This window comes from Streptomyces sp. NPDC056161 (genome assembly GCF_042268025.1).
In the GTDB taxonomy this organism is placed as follows: Bacteria; Actinomycetota; Actinomycetes; order Streptomycetales; family Streptomycetaceae; genus Streptomyces.
Window position 1 is genome coordinate 376,771 of the sequence record NZ_JBHJUV010000001.1, and the last position, 17,970, is coordinate 394,740.

The 17,970-nt window shown below is 71.0% G+C and carries 15 protein-coding genes; 9 read left to right on the forward strand and 6 right to left on the reverse strand.

The genetic code is table 11. The features are described from left to right. The first annotated feature begins 428 nt into the window (after nucleotides 1-428). Entirely contained in the window at nucleotides 429-1,427 is a 999-nt protein-coding gene (gene ilvC / locus ACFC09_RS01705; RefSeq protein ID WP_376522687.1) for a ketol-acid reductoisomerase, read from the forward strand. Between the two features lie 318 nt (nucleotides 1,428-1,745). Here the strand turns inward: ilvC and ACFC09_RS01710 are convergent, their stop codons facing one another. After that, nucleotides 1,746-2,807 carry a hypothetical protein gene (locus ACFC09_RS01710; RefSeq protein WP_376522830.1) on the reverse strand — a complete coding sequence of 354 codons (1,062 nt, stop codon included), beginning with the start codon at nucleotides 2,805-2,807 and terminating at the stop codon, nucleotides 1,746-1,748. A gap of 76 nt (nucleotides 2,808-2,883) precedes the next feature. Here ACFC09_RS01710 and ACFC09_RS01715 point away from each other — a divergent pair, with 76 nt between their 5' ends. Next, nucleotides 2,884-3,498: a TetR/AcrR family transcriptional regulator gene (locus ACFC09_RS01715; protein WP_376522689.1), complete on the forward strand. Its 615-nt coding sequence runs from the start codon at nucleotides 2,884-2,886 to the stop codon at nucleotides 3,496-3,498. A gap of 429 nt (nucleotides 3,499-3,927) precedes the next feature. Here the strand turns inward: ACFC09_RS01715 and ACFC09_RS01720 are convergent, their stop codons facing one another. The 4 genes from ACFC09_RS01720 to ACFC09_RS01735 form a co-directional block, all read right to left on the reverse strand. Then, nucleotides 3,928-5,160, reverse strand: coding sequence for an epoxide hydrolase family protein (locus ACFC09_RS01720; RefSeq protein ID WP_376522691.1), 1,233 nt, complete (start codon nucleotides 5,158-5,160; stop codon nucleotides 3,928-3,930). Nucleotides 5,161-5,795: 635 nt separating this feature from the next. After that, nucleotides 5,796-6,392 carry a TetR/AcrR family transcriptional regulator gene (locus ACFC09_RS01725; RefSeq protein WP_376522693.1) on the reverse strand — a complete coding sequence of 199 codons (597 nt, stop codon included), beginning with the start codon at nucleotides 6,390-6,392 and terminating at the stop codon, nucleotides 5,796-5,798. A 135-nt stretch (nucleotides 6,393-6,527) separates the two neighbouring features. Continuing rightward, on the reverse strand, nucleotides 6,528-7,286 hold the full coding sequence (locus ACFC09_RS01730; protein WP_376522695.1) for a creatininase family protein: 759 nt from the start codon (nucleotides 7,284-7,286) through the stop codon (nucleotides 6,528-6,530). 210 nt (nucleotides 7,287-7,496) lie between these two features. Further along, a complete protein-coding gene (locus tag ACFC09_RS01735; RefSeq protein WP_376522698.1) occupies nucleotides 7,497-8,558 on the reverse strand; it encodes an alpha/beta fold hydrolase in 1,062 nt (353 codons plus the stop codon). 542 nt (nucleotides 8,559-9,100) lie between these two features. Between ACFC09_RS01735 and ACFC09_RS01740 the strand changes: the two genes are divergently transcribed. The 3 genes from ACFC09_RS01740 to ACFC09_RS01750 all read left to right on the forward strand — a co-directional run bounded on the left by ACFC09_RS01740 (nucleotide 9,101) and on the right by ACFC09_RS01750 (nucleotide 12,314). Further along, nucleotides 9,101-10,048 carry an alpha/beta fold hydrolase gene (locus ACFC09_RS01740; protein ID WP_376522700.1) on the forward strand — a complete coding sequence of 316 codons (948 nt, stop codon included), beginning with the start codon at nucleotides 9,101-9,103 and terminating at the stop codon, nucleotides 10,046-10,048. A gap of 230 nt (nucleotides 10,049-10,278) precedes the next feature. Next, on the forward strand, nucleotides 10,279-11,157 hold the full coding sequence (locus ACFC09_RS01745; RefSeq protein WP_376522702.1) for a Bax inhibitor-1/YccA family protein: 879 nt from the start codon (nucleotides 10,279-10,281) through the stop codon (nucleotides 11,155-11,157). A gap of 191 nt (nucleotides 11,158-11,348) precedes the next feature. Next, the gene (locus ACFC09_RS01750; protein ID WP_376522704.1) at nucleotides 11,349-12,314 is read left to right on the forward strand and encodes an RNA polymerase sigma factor; all 966 of its coding nucleotides are present in this window, start codon (nucleotides 11,349-11,351) and stop codon (nucleotides 12,312-12,314) included. Nucleotides 12,315-12,649: 335 nt separating this feature from the next. Here the strand turns inward: ACFC09_RS01750 and ACFC09_RS01755 are convergent, their stop codons facing one another. After that, nucleotides 12,650-13,549, reverse strand: coding sequence for an SGNH/GDSL hydrolase family protein (locus ACFC09_RS01755; protein ID WP_376522706.1), 900 nt, complete (start codon nucleotides 13,547-13,549; stop codon nucleotides 12,650-12,652). Nucleotides 13,550-14,162: 613 nt separating this feature from the next. Between ACFC09_RS01755 and ACFC09_RS01760 the strand changes: the two genes are divergently transcribed. The 4 genes from ACFC09_RS01760 (at nucleotide 14,163) to ACFC09_RS01775 (ending at nucleotide 17,962) form a co-directional block, all read left to right on the forward strand. Beyond that, nucleotides 14,163-15,005, forward strand: coding sequence for an alpha/beta fold hydrolase (locus tag ACFC09_RS01760; RefSeq protein WP_376522833.1), 843 nt, complete (start codon nucleotides 14,163-14,165; stop codon nucleotides 15,003-15,005). A gap of 50 nt (nucleotides 15,006-15,055) precedes the next feature. Continuing rightward, a complete protein-coding gene (locus ACFC09_RS01765) occupies nucleotides 15,056-15,502 on the forward strand; it encodes a VOC family protein (RefSeq protein WP_376522708.1) in 447 nt (148 codons plus the stop codon). Nucleotides 15,503-15,769: 267 nt separating this feature from the next. Next, nucleotides 15,770-17,212 (forward strand): dihydrolipoyl dehydrogenase family protein, encoded by a 1,443-nt coding sequence (locus ACFC09_RS01770; RefSeq protein ID WP_376522710.1) that lies wholly within the window; start codon nucleotides 15,770-15,772, stop codon nucleotides 17,210-17,212. Nucleotides 17,213-17,338: 126 nt separating this feature from the next. Continuing rightward, nucleotides 17,339-17,962, forward strand: a complete 624-nt coding sequence (locus ACFC09_RS01775; RefSeq protein ID WP_376522712.1) for an HAD-IA family hydrolase — start codon at nucleotides 17,339-17,341, stop codon at nucleotides 17,960-17,962. The last annotated feature ends 8 nt before the right edge of the window (nucleotides 17,963-17,970 follow it).

The window sequence follows — 17,970 nt, forward strand, 5'->3', positions numbered from 1 at the left end:
GGGGTGCGGGTCCGTGCGGTGGGGGAGGTGGGTACGGACGTCACCGACCGACACCTGTTCGCATGTGCTCACTCTGTTCACGTCGGGGAGCGGTACGAAGTTCATGTGAGGGCCGTCACGGCGCGCGGCGGGACGGCGGTGGACGGGTCGACGCCGCCAACTCGCCGTGGCCGCCGCCGCTGCGGGAGAGGTTTGCTTCGGCCACCGGTGGGCCGGACGGCGGGCCCTGACGATGCAGTACGGTTCTTGCGACGGGTTCCGCACACACACATGTCTCGGAACCGGACGCCTCGTCCGAAGGACCCTGGCACGGTCGAACCGCGACCTGGATCCCGGGCCGCCGAAACTCACCCCACCGCGCGCCGGAGACACCTGGCTGCCGCCCGGGGCACATCCCACCACCGCACGATCTGAAGAGGAAGACAACCATGCCCACGCTGTTCTATGACGCCGACGCCGACCTGTCCGTCATCCAGGGCCGCAAGGTCGCGGTCATCGGCTACGGCAGCCAGGGCCACGCGCACGCCCTGTCGCTGCGCGACTCGGGTGTCGACGTCCGGGTCGGCCTGCACGAGGGCTCCAGGTCCAGGGCGAAGGCCGAGGAGCAGGGCCTGCGCGTGGTGACCGTCGCCGAGGCCGCCGCCGAGGCGGACGTGATCATGATCCTGGTGCCGGACCCCGTTCAGGGTCAGGTGTACGAGGAGTCCATCGCGCCGTATCTGAAGGACGGTGACGCGTTGTTCTTCGGCCACGGCTTCAACATCCGATTCGGTTTCGTCCAGCCGCCCGCCGGTGTGGACGTGTGCATGGTCGCGCCGAAGGGCCCGGGTCACCTGGTGCGCCGTCAGTACGAGGAGGGCCGCGGTGTTCCGTGTCTGGTGGCGGTGGAACAGGACGCGACGGGCAGCGGACTCGACCTCGCGCTCTCGTACGCGAAGGGCATCGGGGGTACGCGGGCGGGTGTGATCCGGACGACGTTCACGGAGGAGACGGAGACCGATCTGTTCGGTGAGCAGGCGGTGCTGGCCGGTGGTACGGCGGCGCTGGTGAAGGCGGGCTTCGAGACGCTGACGGAGGCGGGTTACCAGCCGGAGATCGCCTACTTCGAATGCCTGCACGAACTGAAGCTGATCGTGGACCTCATGTACGAGGGCGGTCTGGAGAAGATGCGCTGGTCGATCTCGGAGACGGCGGAGTGGGGGGACTACGTGACCGGTCCGCGGATCGTCACGGACGCCACGCGCGCGGAGATGAAGCAGATCCTCGCGGAGATCCAGGACGGCTCGTTCGCGAAGAACTGGATGGACGAGTACCACGGTGGTCTGAAGAAGTACGACGCGTACAAGAAGCAGGACGCCGAGAGCCTGCTCGCGGTCACGGGAAGTGACCTGCGCAAGCTGATGAGCTGGGTGAACGAGGAGGCGTGAGCCGCACATCCGCACAGCACGCTCCGGCCCGCCGCCCCGCCCGCAAGGCCGCGGGCCGGAGCGGATTCATGTCAGCCCCGCGGCCCCTTGGCTTCCGCCGTAATCCGCCGCCGCCCGAACGACCTGGCGACCCGGCGACCTGGCGGGACCCGTCCGCTGCCACGGCCTGCGACGCCGCGACCTGCGACGACGGGGCCTGCGACGACGCGGCCTGAGTGGCCGACCGATCATCCGGCTCAGGCCGATCATCCGGCTCGGGCCGGTCATCCGGCTCAGGCCGGTCATCCGGTCCGGGAGAAGGGGCGGCACCGCGGCATCTCACACCTCGGCCGTTTCCTCGGCGGCCTTCTCCCTCCGGGCCCGGCCGAAGTCGGCCAGGACGTGGAAGGCGGCCTTGGGCTCCCACCCCAGTTCCGCATACGGTCCGTCGGCGGCGCCCGGAGGCAGGATCCTGACCACGCCGAAGCTGGCCGCGTCGAAGTCGCGTTCCGGGTCGTCGAGTGCCGCGGTCGCCAGGTCCCGGCGGGCGAAGGTGTAGACGAACGCGGCGTCGACTCCGGCCGTGTCGTAGAGGTCGAGCATCTCCCGGACGTAGGAAGCCTGTTCCCGCTCGTCGCGCACCGTCCCGGCGGCCATCCGCACCGGCCGCGCGTTCTCGCCCCATTCGACGATCGAGTCCCCACGGCCACCCAGGTCGAAGGCGCCGCGGAAGGTGCCGCAGCCGAATTCGGTGACGCCGAGCGGCTTGCCCCCCGCCACCTGCGCGCGCAGGGCGTCGGTGAACGTGTCGGCGGTGGTCGCGTCGCGGTAGCCGGCGTCGGTGGCGGCTATGTCGAACGGCGTCCAGTCCACCCCCTCGAAGGCGACGGACGCGTAGCCGATCGGGCCGCCGAAACGGGCGCGGACCTCGGTGAGGGCTCGGGCGAGGAACGCGTTGAGCGCGGTGTGCAGTCGGGGAAGCAGGGCGCGGAACGCGGCCGGGTCGGCCAGGTTCGCCGACCGCTCCCGCAAGGTGTCGCCGGGCAGGAAACCGTCGGTGAACAGGCTGATCTCGGAACCGGTGAGGAAGACGACGCGCGCGCCGTCGCGGCGCAGGCGCTCGGCGCGTTCGGCGGCGTCGGCTAGGAACGACAGCAGTTCGTCCTGGGTCAGGCCGTTGGTGAACGGCGAGTACCAGATCTCCAGTCCCTCGTCGGCGGCGGCACGGGCGGCGGTCTCCAGGCGGTCGGCGTGGCCGCCGGTGAGGCGGACCGCGTCGCAGTGCAGGTCCTCGCGGATCACCCGCATCTCGCGCTGGACAATGTGGGGGAGGAACGGTTCGTGGGTCGTGGTCCCGCCGGAGGCGAAACCGGTGTCGTAATTGATGCCGAAGGCGCGCATCGCTGCTCCGATCCTGTCGATCTGCGACCGCATTTAGGGTACGGAGAGTACCTTATGTTGGGAAGGAAGCTCCACGATGACGGCTGACCAGCAGCGCGGCACCGCGACCCGGCGCCGAGGGGCGGCGTTGGAGGACGCGATCCTGGAGGCTGCGGCCGAGGAACTGCGGAGCGTCGGCTACGCGGGCATGACGATGGACCGGGTCGCCCAGCGCGCGGGTACCAACAAGAACGCGATCTACCGGCGCTGGCCGACCCGCGCGGCGCTCGGCGTCGCGGCCTACCGCTGCCTGGCCGACGCCGAGTTGCAGGTCCCGGACACCGGGACGCTGCGCGGCGACGCGCTGGCGCTGCTGCGCGCCGCGAACACCACGTGGTCGTCACCGCAGGGGGCCGTGCTGCGCGACCTGCTCGCCGCGGCGGCCGACGACCCCGACCTGCTCACGCTGCTCCGGGAACAGGCCGGGGGAAGCCGCACGGACGCGGCGTGGCTGACCCTCCTGGAGCGGGCCGTGGCCCGGGGCGAAGCCGCGGCCTCCGCACTGCATCCGCGCGTGGCGTCGGTTCCGATGATGTTGTTGCGCGGCGAGTACGCCCTGCGAGGTCTGCCCGAGGTCCCCGAGGAGGTACTGACGGAGATCGTGGACGAGGTCTTCCTGCCCCTGGTACGAGGACGCGGCATCGGCCTCTGACGCCGCGCAGCGCCTCCCCGGGCGGGTGCGACGGCGGAGGCCCGGGGTGACCTTGCGCCCCCAGCGCCGTACGTCCGTCAGCCGGACAGCGCCGTCCGGCCCCCCTGCCCGAGCAGGCGGCCGTTGTTCCGGGATCGGGTCCCTGTGGTCCCTTCGGTCCCTGTGGTCCCTTCGGTCCCTGTCCTGCTGCCGGATCCGTACGGCCGGGTGCCCGGACGGGCCGGGGGAGCGGGAGGAAGTATCCGTCACGCGGCCGTCCCGGCGGCCCCGAACGGGGCCCGCGGGGACGCGGCGGAGCGGCGGGGCCGTGGCGTCACAGGAGTGTGCGGGCGTACTCGGAGAGGGCTGTGCGGGCGGAGGGGCGGTGCCGACCGTTCCGCCGAGGGGTCGCGGACTGCTGAGGTGCGGCGTCGAAGCCGGGGCGGGCCCTCAGCCGGTCCGGCCGCGGAAGGTGCGGCGCACGTCGTCGACCCAGGCGTCGGGCACCTCCCAGTACACGAAGTGCCCGCCGCGCGGGTGTGCGGTGACGTTGACATGGTTGAACCAGGGGGCCCGGGGGCTGTCCAGGAAGTCCTGGACCCGGTTCTCGGTGGTCACGCCGGGCGGGTTCTCGTAGCCGACCAGGGTGATGCCGGTGGGTGCCTGGACCGGCGGGGTGAGGTCGTGGGACGGGGTCCAGGGGTGGCGGTTGGCGTTGGCGTACAACCGCATCGAGGTACCGATCGAGTTGGTGACCCAGTAGATCATCGCGTTGGTGAGGAGATCGTCCTTGCTGAAGACGTTCTCGACGTCGCCGTCGTTGTCGCTCCAGTTGGTCCACCGTTCGAGGATCCAGGCCAGCAGGCCGGCCGGGGAGTCGCTGAGCGCGTGGCCGAGGGTGCTGGAGTCGAGGACGTGCACGGCGACATGGGCGACGAAGCGCTTCTGGAAGGAGAGGATCCCGGTGCGGATGTCGTCGGGTGTGCCCTCGGGGATCGTTCTGCCGCCGGTGAGGTCCCAGGCACGGTCACCGTTGAACATGTTCAGCGGGATCGGTGAGCCGAGGTGGATGGCGTACAGCGAGTCGTGGTACTTGTGGCCGAGTTGGGCGGTGACCAGGGAACCCATGTCGGAGCCGGTGGCGGCGTACTTCTCGTGACCGAGCACCTCGGTCATCAGCTTGTGGAACAGGTCGGCGATCTTCCAGAAGTTCATGTCCGGGTCGTCGGGCAGCGGCGTGGACCAGCCGAAGCCGGGCAGCGAGGGCACGATCACGTCGAACGCCTCGGCCGGGTCCCCGCCGTGGGCACCCGGATCGGCGAGCTTGTCGATGATCTTGGTGGCCATCGCGACGGTCCAGGGCCAGCCGCCGGAGACGAGCATCGGCTTCGGGTCGGGGCCGACACCGGCCCTGCGCATGAAGTGGATCGGTACGCCGTCGACCTCGACCCGGTACTGCTCGTACCGGTTGAGCCCGGCTTCCGCCGCGCGCCAGTCGTACACGTCGATCCAGTAGTCGATCAGTTCCTTCAGGTACTCGCCGTCCACACCGTAGTACCAGTCCCGGTTGCCCGCATCGACGGCGTAACGGGTGCGCCGCAGGCGCTCCTTGAGGTCGACCAGCACGTCATCGGGGACATGGAGGGGGGTGGGGGTCAGGGGGAAGGGCTTGGCGGACATCACGGGAGTCTTTCTCGGGTGGGGAGGCGCGAGTGGTGCGTGTGGTGGAAGGACGGATGGATGGACGGATGGACGGATGGACGGATGGGAGGCTGGAGCGCGGTGTGGCCTGGGCAGGGGCGGACGGCGCGGGAGTGTGCGCGGCCGGGCAGGGACGAGATCGGGCCCCCAGCCGGGTGAGTTCGCGGTCGGGGACACGCCACTCGCCGTCGGCCTTGCGACAGGTGTCGTGGTCATGTGACGGACAGCGGATACGTGTGCGGGGGCGCCGGGGTCCGTGCGCCGTTCGGGGACGGGGGACCGGAGCGGCGAACCGGGTGGGTGTCCTGGTCCGCGGCGGCGGGCTCGTCCCGCGGGTTCTGCTCCTGTTCCAGTTCCGGTCGGCCGGCGCACTTCCGAGGGGGCGCGGGCGAGGACCGCGACGAGGACGCCGGCGCCGGCCGACCTGGTCGCCGGCCCGGTCCGGCACGGGTGTCACAGCCGCACCGCGAGCGGGAGCCCGGTGAGTACGCGGCCACTCCGACCTGGCTCGTGTGCACGTGCTCGCGCGGGGTGGCACGCGTCGAGCCAAGATTGGATGACATGGTCCAATCCTGGCTCGTCAAAAAAGGACTGTCAAGTCCATTCTTGGTGGGTGGCTACGCGGCACCCGCGCCGGTGAGCTGAAGCGGGCTGGTCGCCGTGGTCACCGCGGCTTCCAGGTAGTCCGTGCGCCCGGTCGCCTGGAGCATCACGACGCCGCCCTGGACCGCCGCCAGGATGCTCCGCGCGCGGTGCCGTGCCGCCGCCTCCCCGTCGGACGTCAGCGCTTCCACTCCGCGCACCAGGGCCGCCTCCCACTCGTCGTAGAGGGTGGAGACGATCGCGCGGGCCTGGGGGGACGACTTGCCCAGTTCGGCGGTGAGGCTGCCGAGGGGGCACTTCTGTCCCAGCTCCGTGTAGTGGTCGAGCACCGCCTGCTGCCACCCCTGCCAGGACTCCCACGTCGAAAGGTCGCTGAGGAACGGCTGCTGTGCCTCCAGCACCTGCCCGGCCTCGTACTCGGCCACGGCCGCGAGGATGTCCGACCTGCCCTCGGGGAAGTAGTGGAACAACTGGCTCTTGCTGGTCGCCGTGGCTGCCCGCACGTCGTCGAGCGTGGTCTCGGCGGCGCCCTTCTCCCTGGTCAGAAGCGCCGCGGCGACGATGATGCGCTGCCGTGTCGCCCTGCCCTTCGCTGTCATCCCTTTGTTCATGCTCCCATCATCGCACTCGTTTGGACTCACCGGTCCAGCAAAGCGCGGCAAAACGTGACGAGGGTGTTGAGTACGGGGGAGTGCGCCGGGGTGCCTGATGTCGCAGCGCGCACCGCGCACCGCCGCCGGAGCGGATCAGGACTGCCACGGGTCCCGGGCGATGGCGTCGGCCAGCGCCTTCGCGAGGCCGGAGAGCATCTTCTCCCCCTTCGCAGCGGTCGCCGCGTCGGCGTGGCCCGCCACTCCGGAGACCGTGATGCGTTCGAACGGCACGGCCAGGTACACCGGCGCGGTCGACTCGGCGGGCAGGGCGATGTCGGGACCGTGGGCTTCGGCGAGGTGCTCGGTGCGTACCAGCTCCGGCCGGGCGGCCAGCATCATGGACGTCTCACCCTCGCATGCGTGCATCAGGCCGTCCTGCACTTCCAGGGAGTCGCGGACCACGTCCCTCGCCACGGTGAAGTAGTTGGTGAAGGCGATCCGCGCCGGCAGTTCGGCGGTCAGTTCGGTGGTGAGGGCGTGCAGCGCGGTCATGTTCCCGCCGTGTCCGTTGACGATGAGGATGCGGGTGAACCCGGCACGCCAGACGGAGCGGCAGATGTCCCGCAGCAGCGCGTGCAGCGTGGCCAACGAGAGGGTGAAGGTGCCGCCGAAGGCCATGTGGTGTTCGGACAGGCCGGACCACACGGAGGGGGTGACCACCACGGGGGTGTGCGATGCGGCGAGCAGCGCCGCCCGGCGGCAGACCTCGGCGGCGAGGAAGTCGTCGACACCGGTGGGCAGATGCGGGCCGTGCTGCTCGGTGGCGCCCACGGGCAGCAGCACCACCGCGTCCTCGTCGGCGAGAGCGCGCAACTCGGCGGCGGTCAGGTGGTTCCACAGGACTTCGGTCATGACGGCGGGCTTTCTGTGAGCGGTTTCTGCTGCCGCGGACACGAGGCGATGCGATACGGCGCGATGCGGCGCGGTGCGGTGGTATGCGATGCGGTGGTATGCGATGCGGTGGGGTGCGGCGCGATGCGTGGGGTGCAGCGCGACGCGGTGCGACGTGGGGTGGGGCAGAGCGGGCGGGGGTCGGCCGTGAGTGGCCGGCCCCCGGCTCCGTCAGAAGTGGTCCACGTCGACGACGGCCTGGGCGAACGCCGTCGGCGCCTCCTGGGGCAGGTTGTGCCCGACGGCCACCGTACGGTGCTCGTACTTCCCGGTGAACTTGCCGCGGTACGAGGAACCGTTGCCGGGCGCCGTGAACGGATCGAACTCGGGGTCGATGGTGATGGTGGGCACCGCGATCGACGGTCCCAGGGCCAGCTTGTCCTCGTAACGGTCGTAGCGCCGTTCGCCCTCGGCCAGGTCCAGCCGCCAGCGGTAGTTGTGGATGACGATCGCGGCGTAGTCGGGGTTCTCGAAGGCGGCCTCGGTGCGCTCGAAGGTGGCGTCGTCGAAGTGCCAGGTGGGGGAGACGAGCTGCCACACGAGCTTGGTCAGGTCATGGCGGAGGTCCGGGTTCTCCATGGCCTTCTTGCCGCGCTCGGTGGCGAAGTAGTACTGGTACCACCAGGTGTGCTCGGCGACCGGCGCGATCGGTTCCAGCTGGGTCTTGCGGTTGGTGATGAGGTAGCCGCTCACCGAGACCAGGGCCCTGACCCGCTCGGGCCACAGGGCCGCGAGGATGTCGCCGGTCCGGGACCCCCAGTCGAAGCCGGCGATCACGGCCTTCTCGATCTTGAGGGCGTCCATCAGCGCGATGATGTCCAGGGCGACCACCGACTGCTGGGCGTTGCGGAACGTACGGGAGGACAGGAAGCGCGTCGTGCCGTGCCCGCGGAGGTAGGGGACGATCACGCGGTAGCCCTGGTCCGCCAGCAGGGGAGCGACGTCGACGTAGCTGTGGATGTCGTAGGGCCAGCCGTGCAGGCAGATGACCGCGGGGCCGTGGGCGGGGCCCAGTTCGGCGTAGCCGACGTTCAGCAGACCGGCCTTGACCTGCTTCAGCGCGGGGAAGGAGGTGTGCGTGCCCGGGGCGACGGACGGTACGACGGGAACCTTGCCGGAGTGGTTCGGCGTGGTGGTGGAGGCGTTCGACACGCCCTGTAGGCCGGCCAGTGAGACAGCGGCCGCTCCCGTGCCCAGGCCCATCGCCTTGTTGAAGGTACGCCTGTTGATCATGTGAAACCTTCCGTGCGTCTCCGGTGTGTTCCCCTGCGCGGCGCAGGGGTTCGGACGGGACATGTGCCTGGGTCGTCGTCACGGCCGGCGTCCGTGACGACTCTGACATGTCCGCTCGTCACCAGTCAAGGAGGTGACGGTGTGGTGGATGTGGCTCCGTCCTCACTGCCGGGCCGACCGGGCCGACCGGGCCGCTTCCGCAGTACGGAGTTCTGCCGATGCCCTCACTCTCGACCACACCTCGCGCCCGCACATCAGTCAGTTGACGGTCATACGCGCCCGGCCCGGTCCGGGACGGCCGAGGCAGGTCCACCGGCGCCGCGAGCCCCGCTCGGTGTGACGGTCCCACGGGGCGCATCCGGGCCTCCCGGGATGGCGGATCCGGGCCACCTGGGACGGCGGGCCCGGGTCGGCCGCACGGCCGGGGCCTGTGACATTAAGTCATTCGACTGTTCCGCGCGGACGTGCGGGTGAACGATTCTTGATCCATCACCCCCACTCTCGTACCCGGTGGCCAACTACCCCCACGGAGGGACCGTGCCGTGACCCGAACTCCCGTCATCCTCATCCACGGGCCCTGGCTGCACGCACTGTCCTGGCAGTCGTGGGCGGACCGGTTCACCAGCCACGGTTTCGACGTCATCGCGCCGGGCTGGCCGGGCGAGCCCGCCACCGTCGGCGAAGCACGCCGGCTGCCCGAGACGCTCCGGCCTCTCGGGCTCGACGCCCTCACGGACCACTACGCGCGGATCGTCCGCTCCTGCGCCACCCCGCCCGTGATCATCGGGCACTCGGTCGGTGGGCTCGTCGCGCAGCACCTCCTCGGTGCCGGGCTGGGCCGGGCCGCCGTCGCCATCGCCCCCGCGCCGATCGCGGGCACCCTGGTCGGCGCCCCGCTGACGACGGCGTCCACCGAGCGGCGCGGGCGCTCCTCCGCCCCTGGTTCCCCTGCGGCCGGTTCCCCTGTGCCGGGTTCCCCTGCGTACGACTCCTCCGGCTCCGGCTCTCCTGCGTACGACTCCTCCGCCTCCGGCTCTCCTGCGTCCGGCAACCGAGCGGGCGAAGCGGGAGAGGCGGGCGAGGCGGGCCCGGTGATGCTGAGTGCCGAACAGTTCCACGACACCTTCGCCAACGCCGTGCCCGAGGAGGAGTCGACCGAGCTGTTCAGGCACTACGTCATTCCCTCGTCGCGGCGGCTGTTGTCCGACCTGGGGGAGGTGGACGGGGTGCCGCACCCGCGGCGGGTCGTGGACACGGGCAACGCCGAACGCGGTCCGCTGCTGCTCGTCTCCGGACAGGAGGACCGCATGGTGCCCGACGACGTCACACGTGCCGTGTACAAGCTGTACGGCGACTCGACGGCCCCGAGCGACCTGAAGCAGTTCCCCGACCGGGCGCACTCGCTGACCATCGACAAGGGCTGGCGTGCGGTGGCCGACCACGTCCTCGCCTGGCTCGCCGGACACGGCATCCACGGGGACCGTTCGTAGCCGACGCGCCGGCGGGGCCGGACCCGGCTCCCTGACCGGCCGGTCGGCCGTACGGCCGTTGCCGCCAATTCGTTACCAGTCAAACAGGTGACATGCCTTGCGGACGCATCTCGTCACCTGTCAAAGTGGTTACGCGAACGGGGTGGTGCCGAACCGGTGGCCACACCGTCCGCGCACCCACACGACATATGACGCGGGCCGCGAAGAACCACGGCCCCGGACGGAACGCCATGCGCAGCAGCAATCCGGTCTTCTCCCGGCTGGGCTTCAACCGCGACGACGGCTCGCCCCGTCCCGCCGACCGGCGACTCCAGCCGGTGGGCGCGGGCCTCGCCACCGGCCCGGACCTGTCCGAACCGGCTCCGGCCAACCCCTACGCCCAGTCGGCGAACGCGTACCTCGTCAAGGACACCCGGGCCGACCGCGCCCCGATGACCATCGACGACGTCGTGGTCCGAACCGGCGCCACGCTCGGCACGGTCGTACTCACCGCCGTCCTGTCCTGGGTCCTGCTGCCCGTGGACAGCACCGGGATCGGCCGGTCCTACGGCATCGGCGTCGTCGCCGCCCTGGTCGCCTTCGTCCTCTCCATGATCCAGGCGTTCAAGCGCCGCCCCTCCCCGGCGCTGATCCTCGGATACGCGGCCTTCGAGGGTGTCTTCCTCGGAGTCGTCTCCAGCGCCACCTCGACCTGGATCGCTCCGGGTGTCGTCGTCCAGGCGGTCCTGGGCACCATGGCCGTCTCCGCGGGTGTGCTCGTCGCCTACAAGCGGCGCTGGATACGTGTGACCCGCCGGTTCTACGGATTCGTGCTGGCCGCGGCGACCGGCTTCCTGCTGCTCATGGTGGTCGACCTGATCTTCTCCGCCTTCGGCGCCGGCCACGGCCTGGGCTTCGACAGCGGGGCCACCGGCGTGCTGTTCGGTATCATCGGCATCGTGCTCGGCGCGGCCTTCCTGGCCCTGGACTTCAAGCAGGTGGAGGACGGCATCGCCTACGGCGCCCCGCGCCAGGAGTCCTGGCTCGCGGCCTTCGGTCTCACCACCACCCTGGTGTGGATCTACCTCGAAGCACTCCGGGTGCTGTCGATCCTCCAGAGTGACAACTGAGACCGGCACGCCCGGTCCCGTCACGAGGCCGGGCGACGGGCCCCGGCGGTGTCGGCTGACGCGCCGGGGCGAGGACAGGACGACATCGCTTCCTGATACGTATGTATGGCTGTACTGCTGTATGGCTGTACTGCTGTACCGCCTTCCGGGTGAGCGGGCGCGGGAGGGAACGGGCGGAGAAAGGGCAGGGCATGAGCACGGTGGCGATGGACGCCGGACGCGCAGAGGACGCGGCGCTGACACTGGCGGCACAGAACGGCGACGTGGGCGCGCTGGGACTGCTGCTGGAGCGCCACCGCCCCGGCATGCGAGCGGTCGCGCTGAGCCTGTTGGGACCGGGCCCCGATGTGGACGACGTGATGCAGGACGCCGCGCTGGCGGCGCTGCGGGGCGTGGGCGAGGTCCGCGACCCGGCCGCCGTGGGACCGTGGCTGCGGATGGTGGTGCGCAACCGGTGCCGGAAGGTGTTGCGCAGCGCACGGCGGACCGAGCCGGTGGAGGAGGTGCCCCTGCCGCCGCTGCTGACCACGCCCGAGCAGGTGCTGGACCGGCACGCCCTGCGGGACTGGATCTGGACGGCCGTCGAGGAACTGTCCCCGGCGCTGCGGCTGCCCGTCGTACTCCGCTACTTCACCACGGGCGTCAGCTCCTACCAGCAGATCGCCCAGGCGTGCGCCGTCCCGGTCGGTACGGTCCGCAGTCGGCTCAGCCAGGCGCGGACGGCGCTGGTCCGGAGCCTGGAGACCACCGCGGCCGGGGGACACGAGGACACGCGGCGGCGGACCGCCGCCAGTTGGCTGGAGGCGCGCGAGACCCTGGCCGCGGCGGAGCGCGGCGAGTTCGGCAAGGTGGTCGCGGACCGCTACTCGCCCGACCTGTCCCTGCTGAGCGGCCGGCAGCGGCTCGGCGGAACCGGGCTGCTCCTCGCGGGCATGGACCTCGACCTGTCCGCCGGGGTCCGCCAGCGTCCCGCGCACGTGGTCGCCGGACGGTCGCTGATCGTCTGGGAGATGGACCTCATCAACCCGCCGGACCAGCCGGACCACTGCCCGCCCGGCGTCGCCTGGATCATGACGCTGGACGGCGGCCGGATCGACCGGGTGTCCCTGTACCACACCCCGCGCCCCGACCCGGTGCGCGAAGACGTCGCGGCCTGAACCACCTGTCGGTCCCGGTCGGCGCCCCGATGGGAAAGCCCGGCCGGATCATCTCCGGCCGGGCCCCGCCGTCGGATCAGCCCCCGCGGGACGTCACCGTCGTGCGTGTCACGTCGTGCATCTCATGTCGTGCATCTCATGTCGTACGTGTCATGTCGTATGTGTCACGTCGTACGTGTCATGTCGTGCGTCTCACGCCGAATGCGTGACTCCCTACGTGCGACTCCGTACGTGTAACTCCGTACGTGTAACTCCGTACGTGCGACTCCGAATGCGTCACTCCGTGTGGCGTGACTGCCGTACGTGTCACTGTCGTTCGCGTCAGCGGTGGCGCGTCAGCGGTGGCGTGCCAGTGTCCGCTCGACGGCCGTCGCCATCGCGCTTTCGCCGTCGGCGTTGGGGTGCAGCGGCGCCGCCGGGGTCTGCGGGGCGAAGGTCTCGATCCACCGCTCGCCGACGGGCCGGCAGATGTCGTGCCCGATCGTCGGGTCGTAGGTGTTCACGAACTGCGCCCGGCCGAGCCGCGCCTGCCGTGCGAGCATCCCGTTCAGCTCCTTCTCCTTGTCCCGAAGGTAGGAGAAGTCGCCCGCGGCCAGCGGCACCGAGGCGCTGGTGCAGCCGACGCCGTCCTCGGGGAACAGGTCCGGGTAGCCGACCACGACGACCTTGGCGTACGGAGCGCGCTGGTGGATGCCGCGGAGCACCTTCGCGACCTTCGGCGCGGTGGCGGCGATCGACGCCGTCACCTGGTCGGTGCCCGCACCCGTGAGGTGGTCCCGGCAGGGTGCGCCGGCCGGGTCGGTGGCCGACAGCTTCGCGCAGGTGCCGAGCACGGTGCTGAAGCCGATGTCGTTGCCGCCGATGGTGACGGTGACCAGGTCGGTGTGCCGGTCGAGCGCGTCGAACTGGGCCGGTGCCGTGCCCTGGGCGGCGGTCATCTCCGCGGTGGTCGCCCCCGAGCAGGTGACGTCCGTCAGCGTCGCCCCCGACGACCGGGCCACCAGCGACGGGTAGTTGTGGCTGGAGCGCAGGCAGTTGGCGTCCACCTGGTCGGGGACGAGGGGCGCGGAGGCGTAGGAGTCGCCGAGCGCGACGTAGTCCGCGTGGTGCGAGTGATGTGCGGTCGTGCTCGCCAGCGCCGGGTGGGCCGTGGCCAGGGTGGCGACACCGCTGATCAGGGCGGCACCCACCGCCAGAGCGCGGGTCGCGCCGGAGGTGGGAAGGCGTCTTGTCAAAGTGGTTCCTTTCGAGGTCGGGGTTGTCCGGAGGGAGCCGGGGCGCGGGCCGGCACGGTTGCCGGCCCGGCACGGTATCCGGTGTCCGGAACCCGGTGGGGGACGGGCCTCGGCACCGCGCGTCGCCCGGTTGCCGGCGATGCGGCCAACCATCGGGCGGACGGGCGCAGTTGCGGCCCCCACTTAAGGGACGTATCCCGTGGCGCGGGAGATCGACGACTCCGGTAACGAATTGGTTGCCGTCCGCGTCTCGGCACGTGTGTGTCTGGGGGGGAGTGTGGATGCGTCGAATGGCTTACACGTGTGTGTGCCGCGGCCGGGTCCGGGATGTCCCGGCTGACCGTCATGTGACTGATGCGGTGTGGCGAAGGTGCGGGCGAGAGTGACGCCATAGCGGTCCCCGTGAGCGGGCCCCTGACGGACCCCACCAGGGAGAATCGTCGTCGATCGCGTCACCGTCTTGACTGGTGATTCGACGTCTGACAGATTAATAACCAAGCAAAGGGGTTACGGCCCTTCTTGCCGCAGGTGTCCCGCGTGCCCAGCGCGGCCTCGGCGACAGCCGGTCCACATCGTTTCGCTGTACTTCTGGAGAGGGTTTCTCGTGTTCAACATCAAGCGCGCAGGCAAGCGGCGGATACTCACCGGTGCCGGGGCGGCCGTCGTGGCCGGCGTCGCGATCGGGTCCTTCACCCTGGTCGGCACCGCGAACGCCGATGCCGACCAGCAGGCCGGCCCGTCCCGGCCGAAGCCCACCATCGTGCTGGAGCACGGCGCGTTCGCGGACGCCTCCAGCTGGAACGGTGTGATCGCCCGCCTGCGAGCCGACGGTTATCCCGTCGTCGCCGCCGCGAACCCGCTGCGCGGCCCGCACACCGACGCCACCGCCCTGCGCAGCGTCCTCGACCACGTCAAGGGCCCCAAGATCCTCGTCGGACACTCCTACGGCGGCTCCGTGATCAGTGAGGCCGCCGCGAACGACCCGGAGGTCAAGGGCCTCGTCTATGTGGCGGCGTTCCTGCCCGCGCCCGGTGAGTCCGCGCTGGAGCTGACCAACAAGTACCCGGGCTCCACGCTCCCCGACGCCCTCGACCCGGTCCAGGTGACCAACCCCGACGGCACCAAGGGCACCGACCTCTACATCCAGCAGGACAAGTTCCGCCACCAGTTCGCCGCGGACGTCCCCCGCGGCGAGGCCGCCCTCGCCGCCGCCACCCAGCGGCCCATCGCCCAGGCCGCGCTGGCGGAGCAGGCGACTGTCGCCGCCTGGAAGACGATCCCCAGCTGGGACATCGTCACCACCAAGGACCTGAACATCCCGGCGGCCGCGCAGCGCTTCATGGCCCAGCGGGCCCACGCCCACACCACCGAGGTCGCCGCCTCCCACTCCGTCGCCGTCTCCCGGCCCGGCGTCGTCACCCACGTCATCGAGGAAGCCGCGCGCGCCACCCGGTGACGAGCCCCGAACCCAGCCACCCACGAGCCCCGGAAAGCAAGCACACCGCCATGGAACTCAAACTCGAAGTCGTCGTCATCCCCGTCTCCGACATCGACAAGGCCAAGGACTTCTACGTCGACAAGCTCGGCTTCCGCCTCGACGCGGACTTCCCGATCGACGACGGTTACCGGATCGTGCAGGTGACCCCGCCCGGCTCGCCGTGCTCGGTCATCTTCGGCGAGGGCCTGACGACGGCCCCGGCGGGTTCGGTCCAGGGACTGCACCTGATCGTGTCCGACATCGAGCAGGCGCACGCGGAACTCACCGGCCGCGGCGTCGACGTCAGCGGTCCGTTCCACGACGCCACCGGCGCCTTCCACCACGCCGGACAGGCATACCGGGTCCCCGGGCCCCAGCCGGAACGCGCCAGCTACGGCTCCTTCGCCTCGTTCGCCGACCCGGACGGCAACGAGTGGTTCCTACAGGAGATCACCGAGCGACTGCCCGGCCGCTGACGGAGCCCGCGCGGACACCGGGGGGCGGCCGGCCGTCACAGCGGCCGCCCCGGCGTCCCTCGCTCCCGAGCCTCCGGCCGGCCGGCCGAACGCTGAACCGCATCCCCATCCCTTTCCCCACCCGCGCCCCGATTCACCCGCATCTCACCCACATCATTCATCTCACCCACATCACTGTTCCACTCACATCACTGTTCCACTCACATCACTCGTCTCACCCACATCTCGTCTCACCCACATCCCTCGTCTCACCCCCCTGGAGAAACCGTGACGACCGAAGACAGCCGTACCTACGACGTCGTCGTGATCGGCGCGGGACCGGTCGGTGAGAACGTCGCCGACCGTGCCGTCGCCGCGGGCCTGAGCACCGTCATCGTGGAGAGCGAACTCGTCGGCGGCGAATGCTCGTACTGGGCCTGCGAGCCCAGCAAGGCGCTGCTGCGTCCCGCGCTGCTGCGCGCCGAAGCGAGCCGGGTCCCCGGCCTGAACCCGGCGGTGGCCGGCCCGCTGGACACCGCGGCCGTGCTGGCGCACCGCGACCGGATGTCGGCGGACTGGGACGACGAGGGCCAGGTGCAGTGGCTCAAGTCGGCCGGCATCGACCTGCTGCGCGGACACGGCCGACTGGCCGGACCGCGCCGGGTCGCCGTGCGCACACCCGGCGGCGACACCGTCCTGCTCCAGGCCCGGCAGGCCGTGGCCGTGTGCACCGGCAGCCGCGCGGCACTGCCGGACCTGCCCGGACTCACCGGCCTGCGCCCCTGGACCAGCCGGGAGGCCACCAGCGCGAAGGAGCCGCCCGGCCGGCTCGTCATCGTGGGCGCGGGCGTGGTCGGCACCGAGATGGCCACCGCCTGGCAGGCCCTGGGGAGCCGGGTCACCCTCGTCGTCCGCGGCGGCGCACTGCTGCCCCGCATGGAACCCTTCGCGGGTGAACTGGTCGCCGAACGGCTGCGTGCGGCCGGTGTCGACCTGCGCTTCGACACCACCGTCTGCGCCGCGCTGCGGCGCGGCGGACCGGACGGCGCCATCGACGTCACCCTGTCCGACGGCTCCCGGTCCACGGCCGACGCCCTGCTCTACGCGACCGGCCGCGCCCCGCGCACCGACGACATCGGCCTGGAGACCGTCGGCCTCACACCCGGCGACTGGCTCACCGCGGACGACACCCTGACCGTCACCGCCGTACCGGGCGACTGGCTCTACGCGGTCGGCGACGTGAACAACCGCGCACTCTTCACCCACCAGGGCAAGTACCAGGCCCGCATCGCGGGCGCCGTCATCGCCGCCCGCGCGCACGGCACCCCCCTCGACACCCGGCGCTGGAGCGCGCACACCAGTACCGCCGACACCGCGGCCGTCCCGCAGGTCGTCTTCACCGACCCCGAGATCGCCGCGGTCGGCCTGACCACCGCCGAGGCCGCGCGGACCGGCCGCCGCGTCGACGTCGTCGACTACGAGATCGGCCAGGTGGCCGGTGCGGTCCAGTACGACCCCGGCTACCGCGGCACGGCCCGCGTCCTCATCGACCCCGACCGGCGATGCGTGGTCGGCGCCACCTTCGCCGGACCCGGTGTCGCCGAACTCCTGCACTCGGCGACCGTCGCCATCACCACCGAGGCCACCCTCGACCGGCTCTGGCACGCCGTCCCGCCGTTCCCCACCATCAGCGAGGTGTGGCTGCGGCTGCTGGAGACCTACCGGGGATGAGCCCACCGCACTCGCTCTGCCACCGGTACCACCCCGCCGCCACCTGCCGGGCGGGAGCGCCCGACCCGTGGGTGTGCGGCCGAGCCCGGAACACCCCACCCGGAAACGTCCCTCTAGAGTCAGCCCATGACCTACCACAAGGGCCTCGTCCTCGATTTCGGCGGTGTGCTCACCACACCCCTGTTCCCCGCCGCGCTCGCCTTCGAGAAACGTGCGGGGCTGCCCGAGGGCACCTTGCTCAACGCCCTGTACCTGGACCCGGAGATGGTCCGGCGGACCGAGGAACTGGAGCGGGGCACCCTCACCCAGACCCAGTGGAACACCGCCGCCGCCGAACGGCTCGGCATCGCGCCGGACAACCTGATGGGCCGCATCTTCGCCGATCTGCGCCCGGAGGTCTCGCTCATCGCCGCGGCCGCCGCCGCGCGCCGGGCCGGAGTGCGGGTCGGGATCCTCTCCAACTCGGTCGGAACCCGACCGTGGAACCTCTACGCCGGATACGACCTGGACTACGACGCCGTGGTGATATCGGAGGACCACGGCCTGCGCAAACCGGAACCGGAGATCTTCCGGCTGGTGCTCAAGTCGCTCGAACTGACCGCGGACCAGTGTGTGTTCGTCGACGACACCGAGCAGTACCTCGCGCCCGCCGCGGAACTGGGGTTCGCCACCGTGCACGCGACGGATCCGCGGCGGACGATCGCCGAGCTGGAGGAGTTGCTCGGGGTGCCCCTGGCCGCCGAGAGCTGATGGTCCGC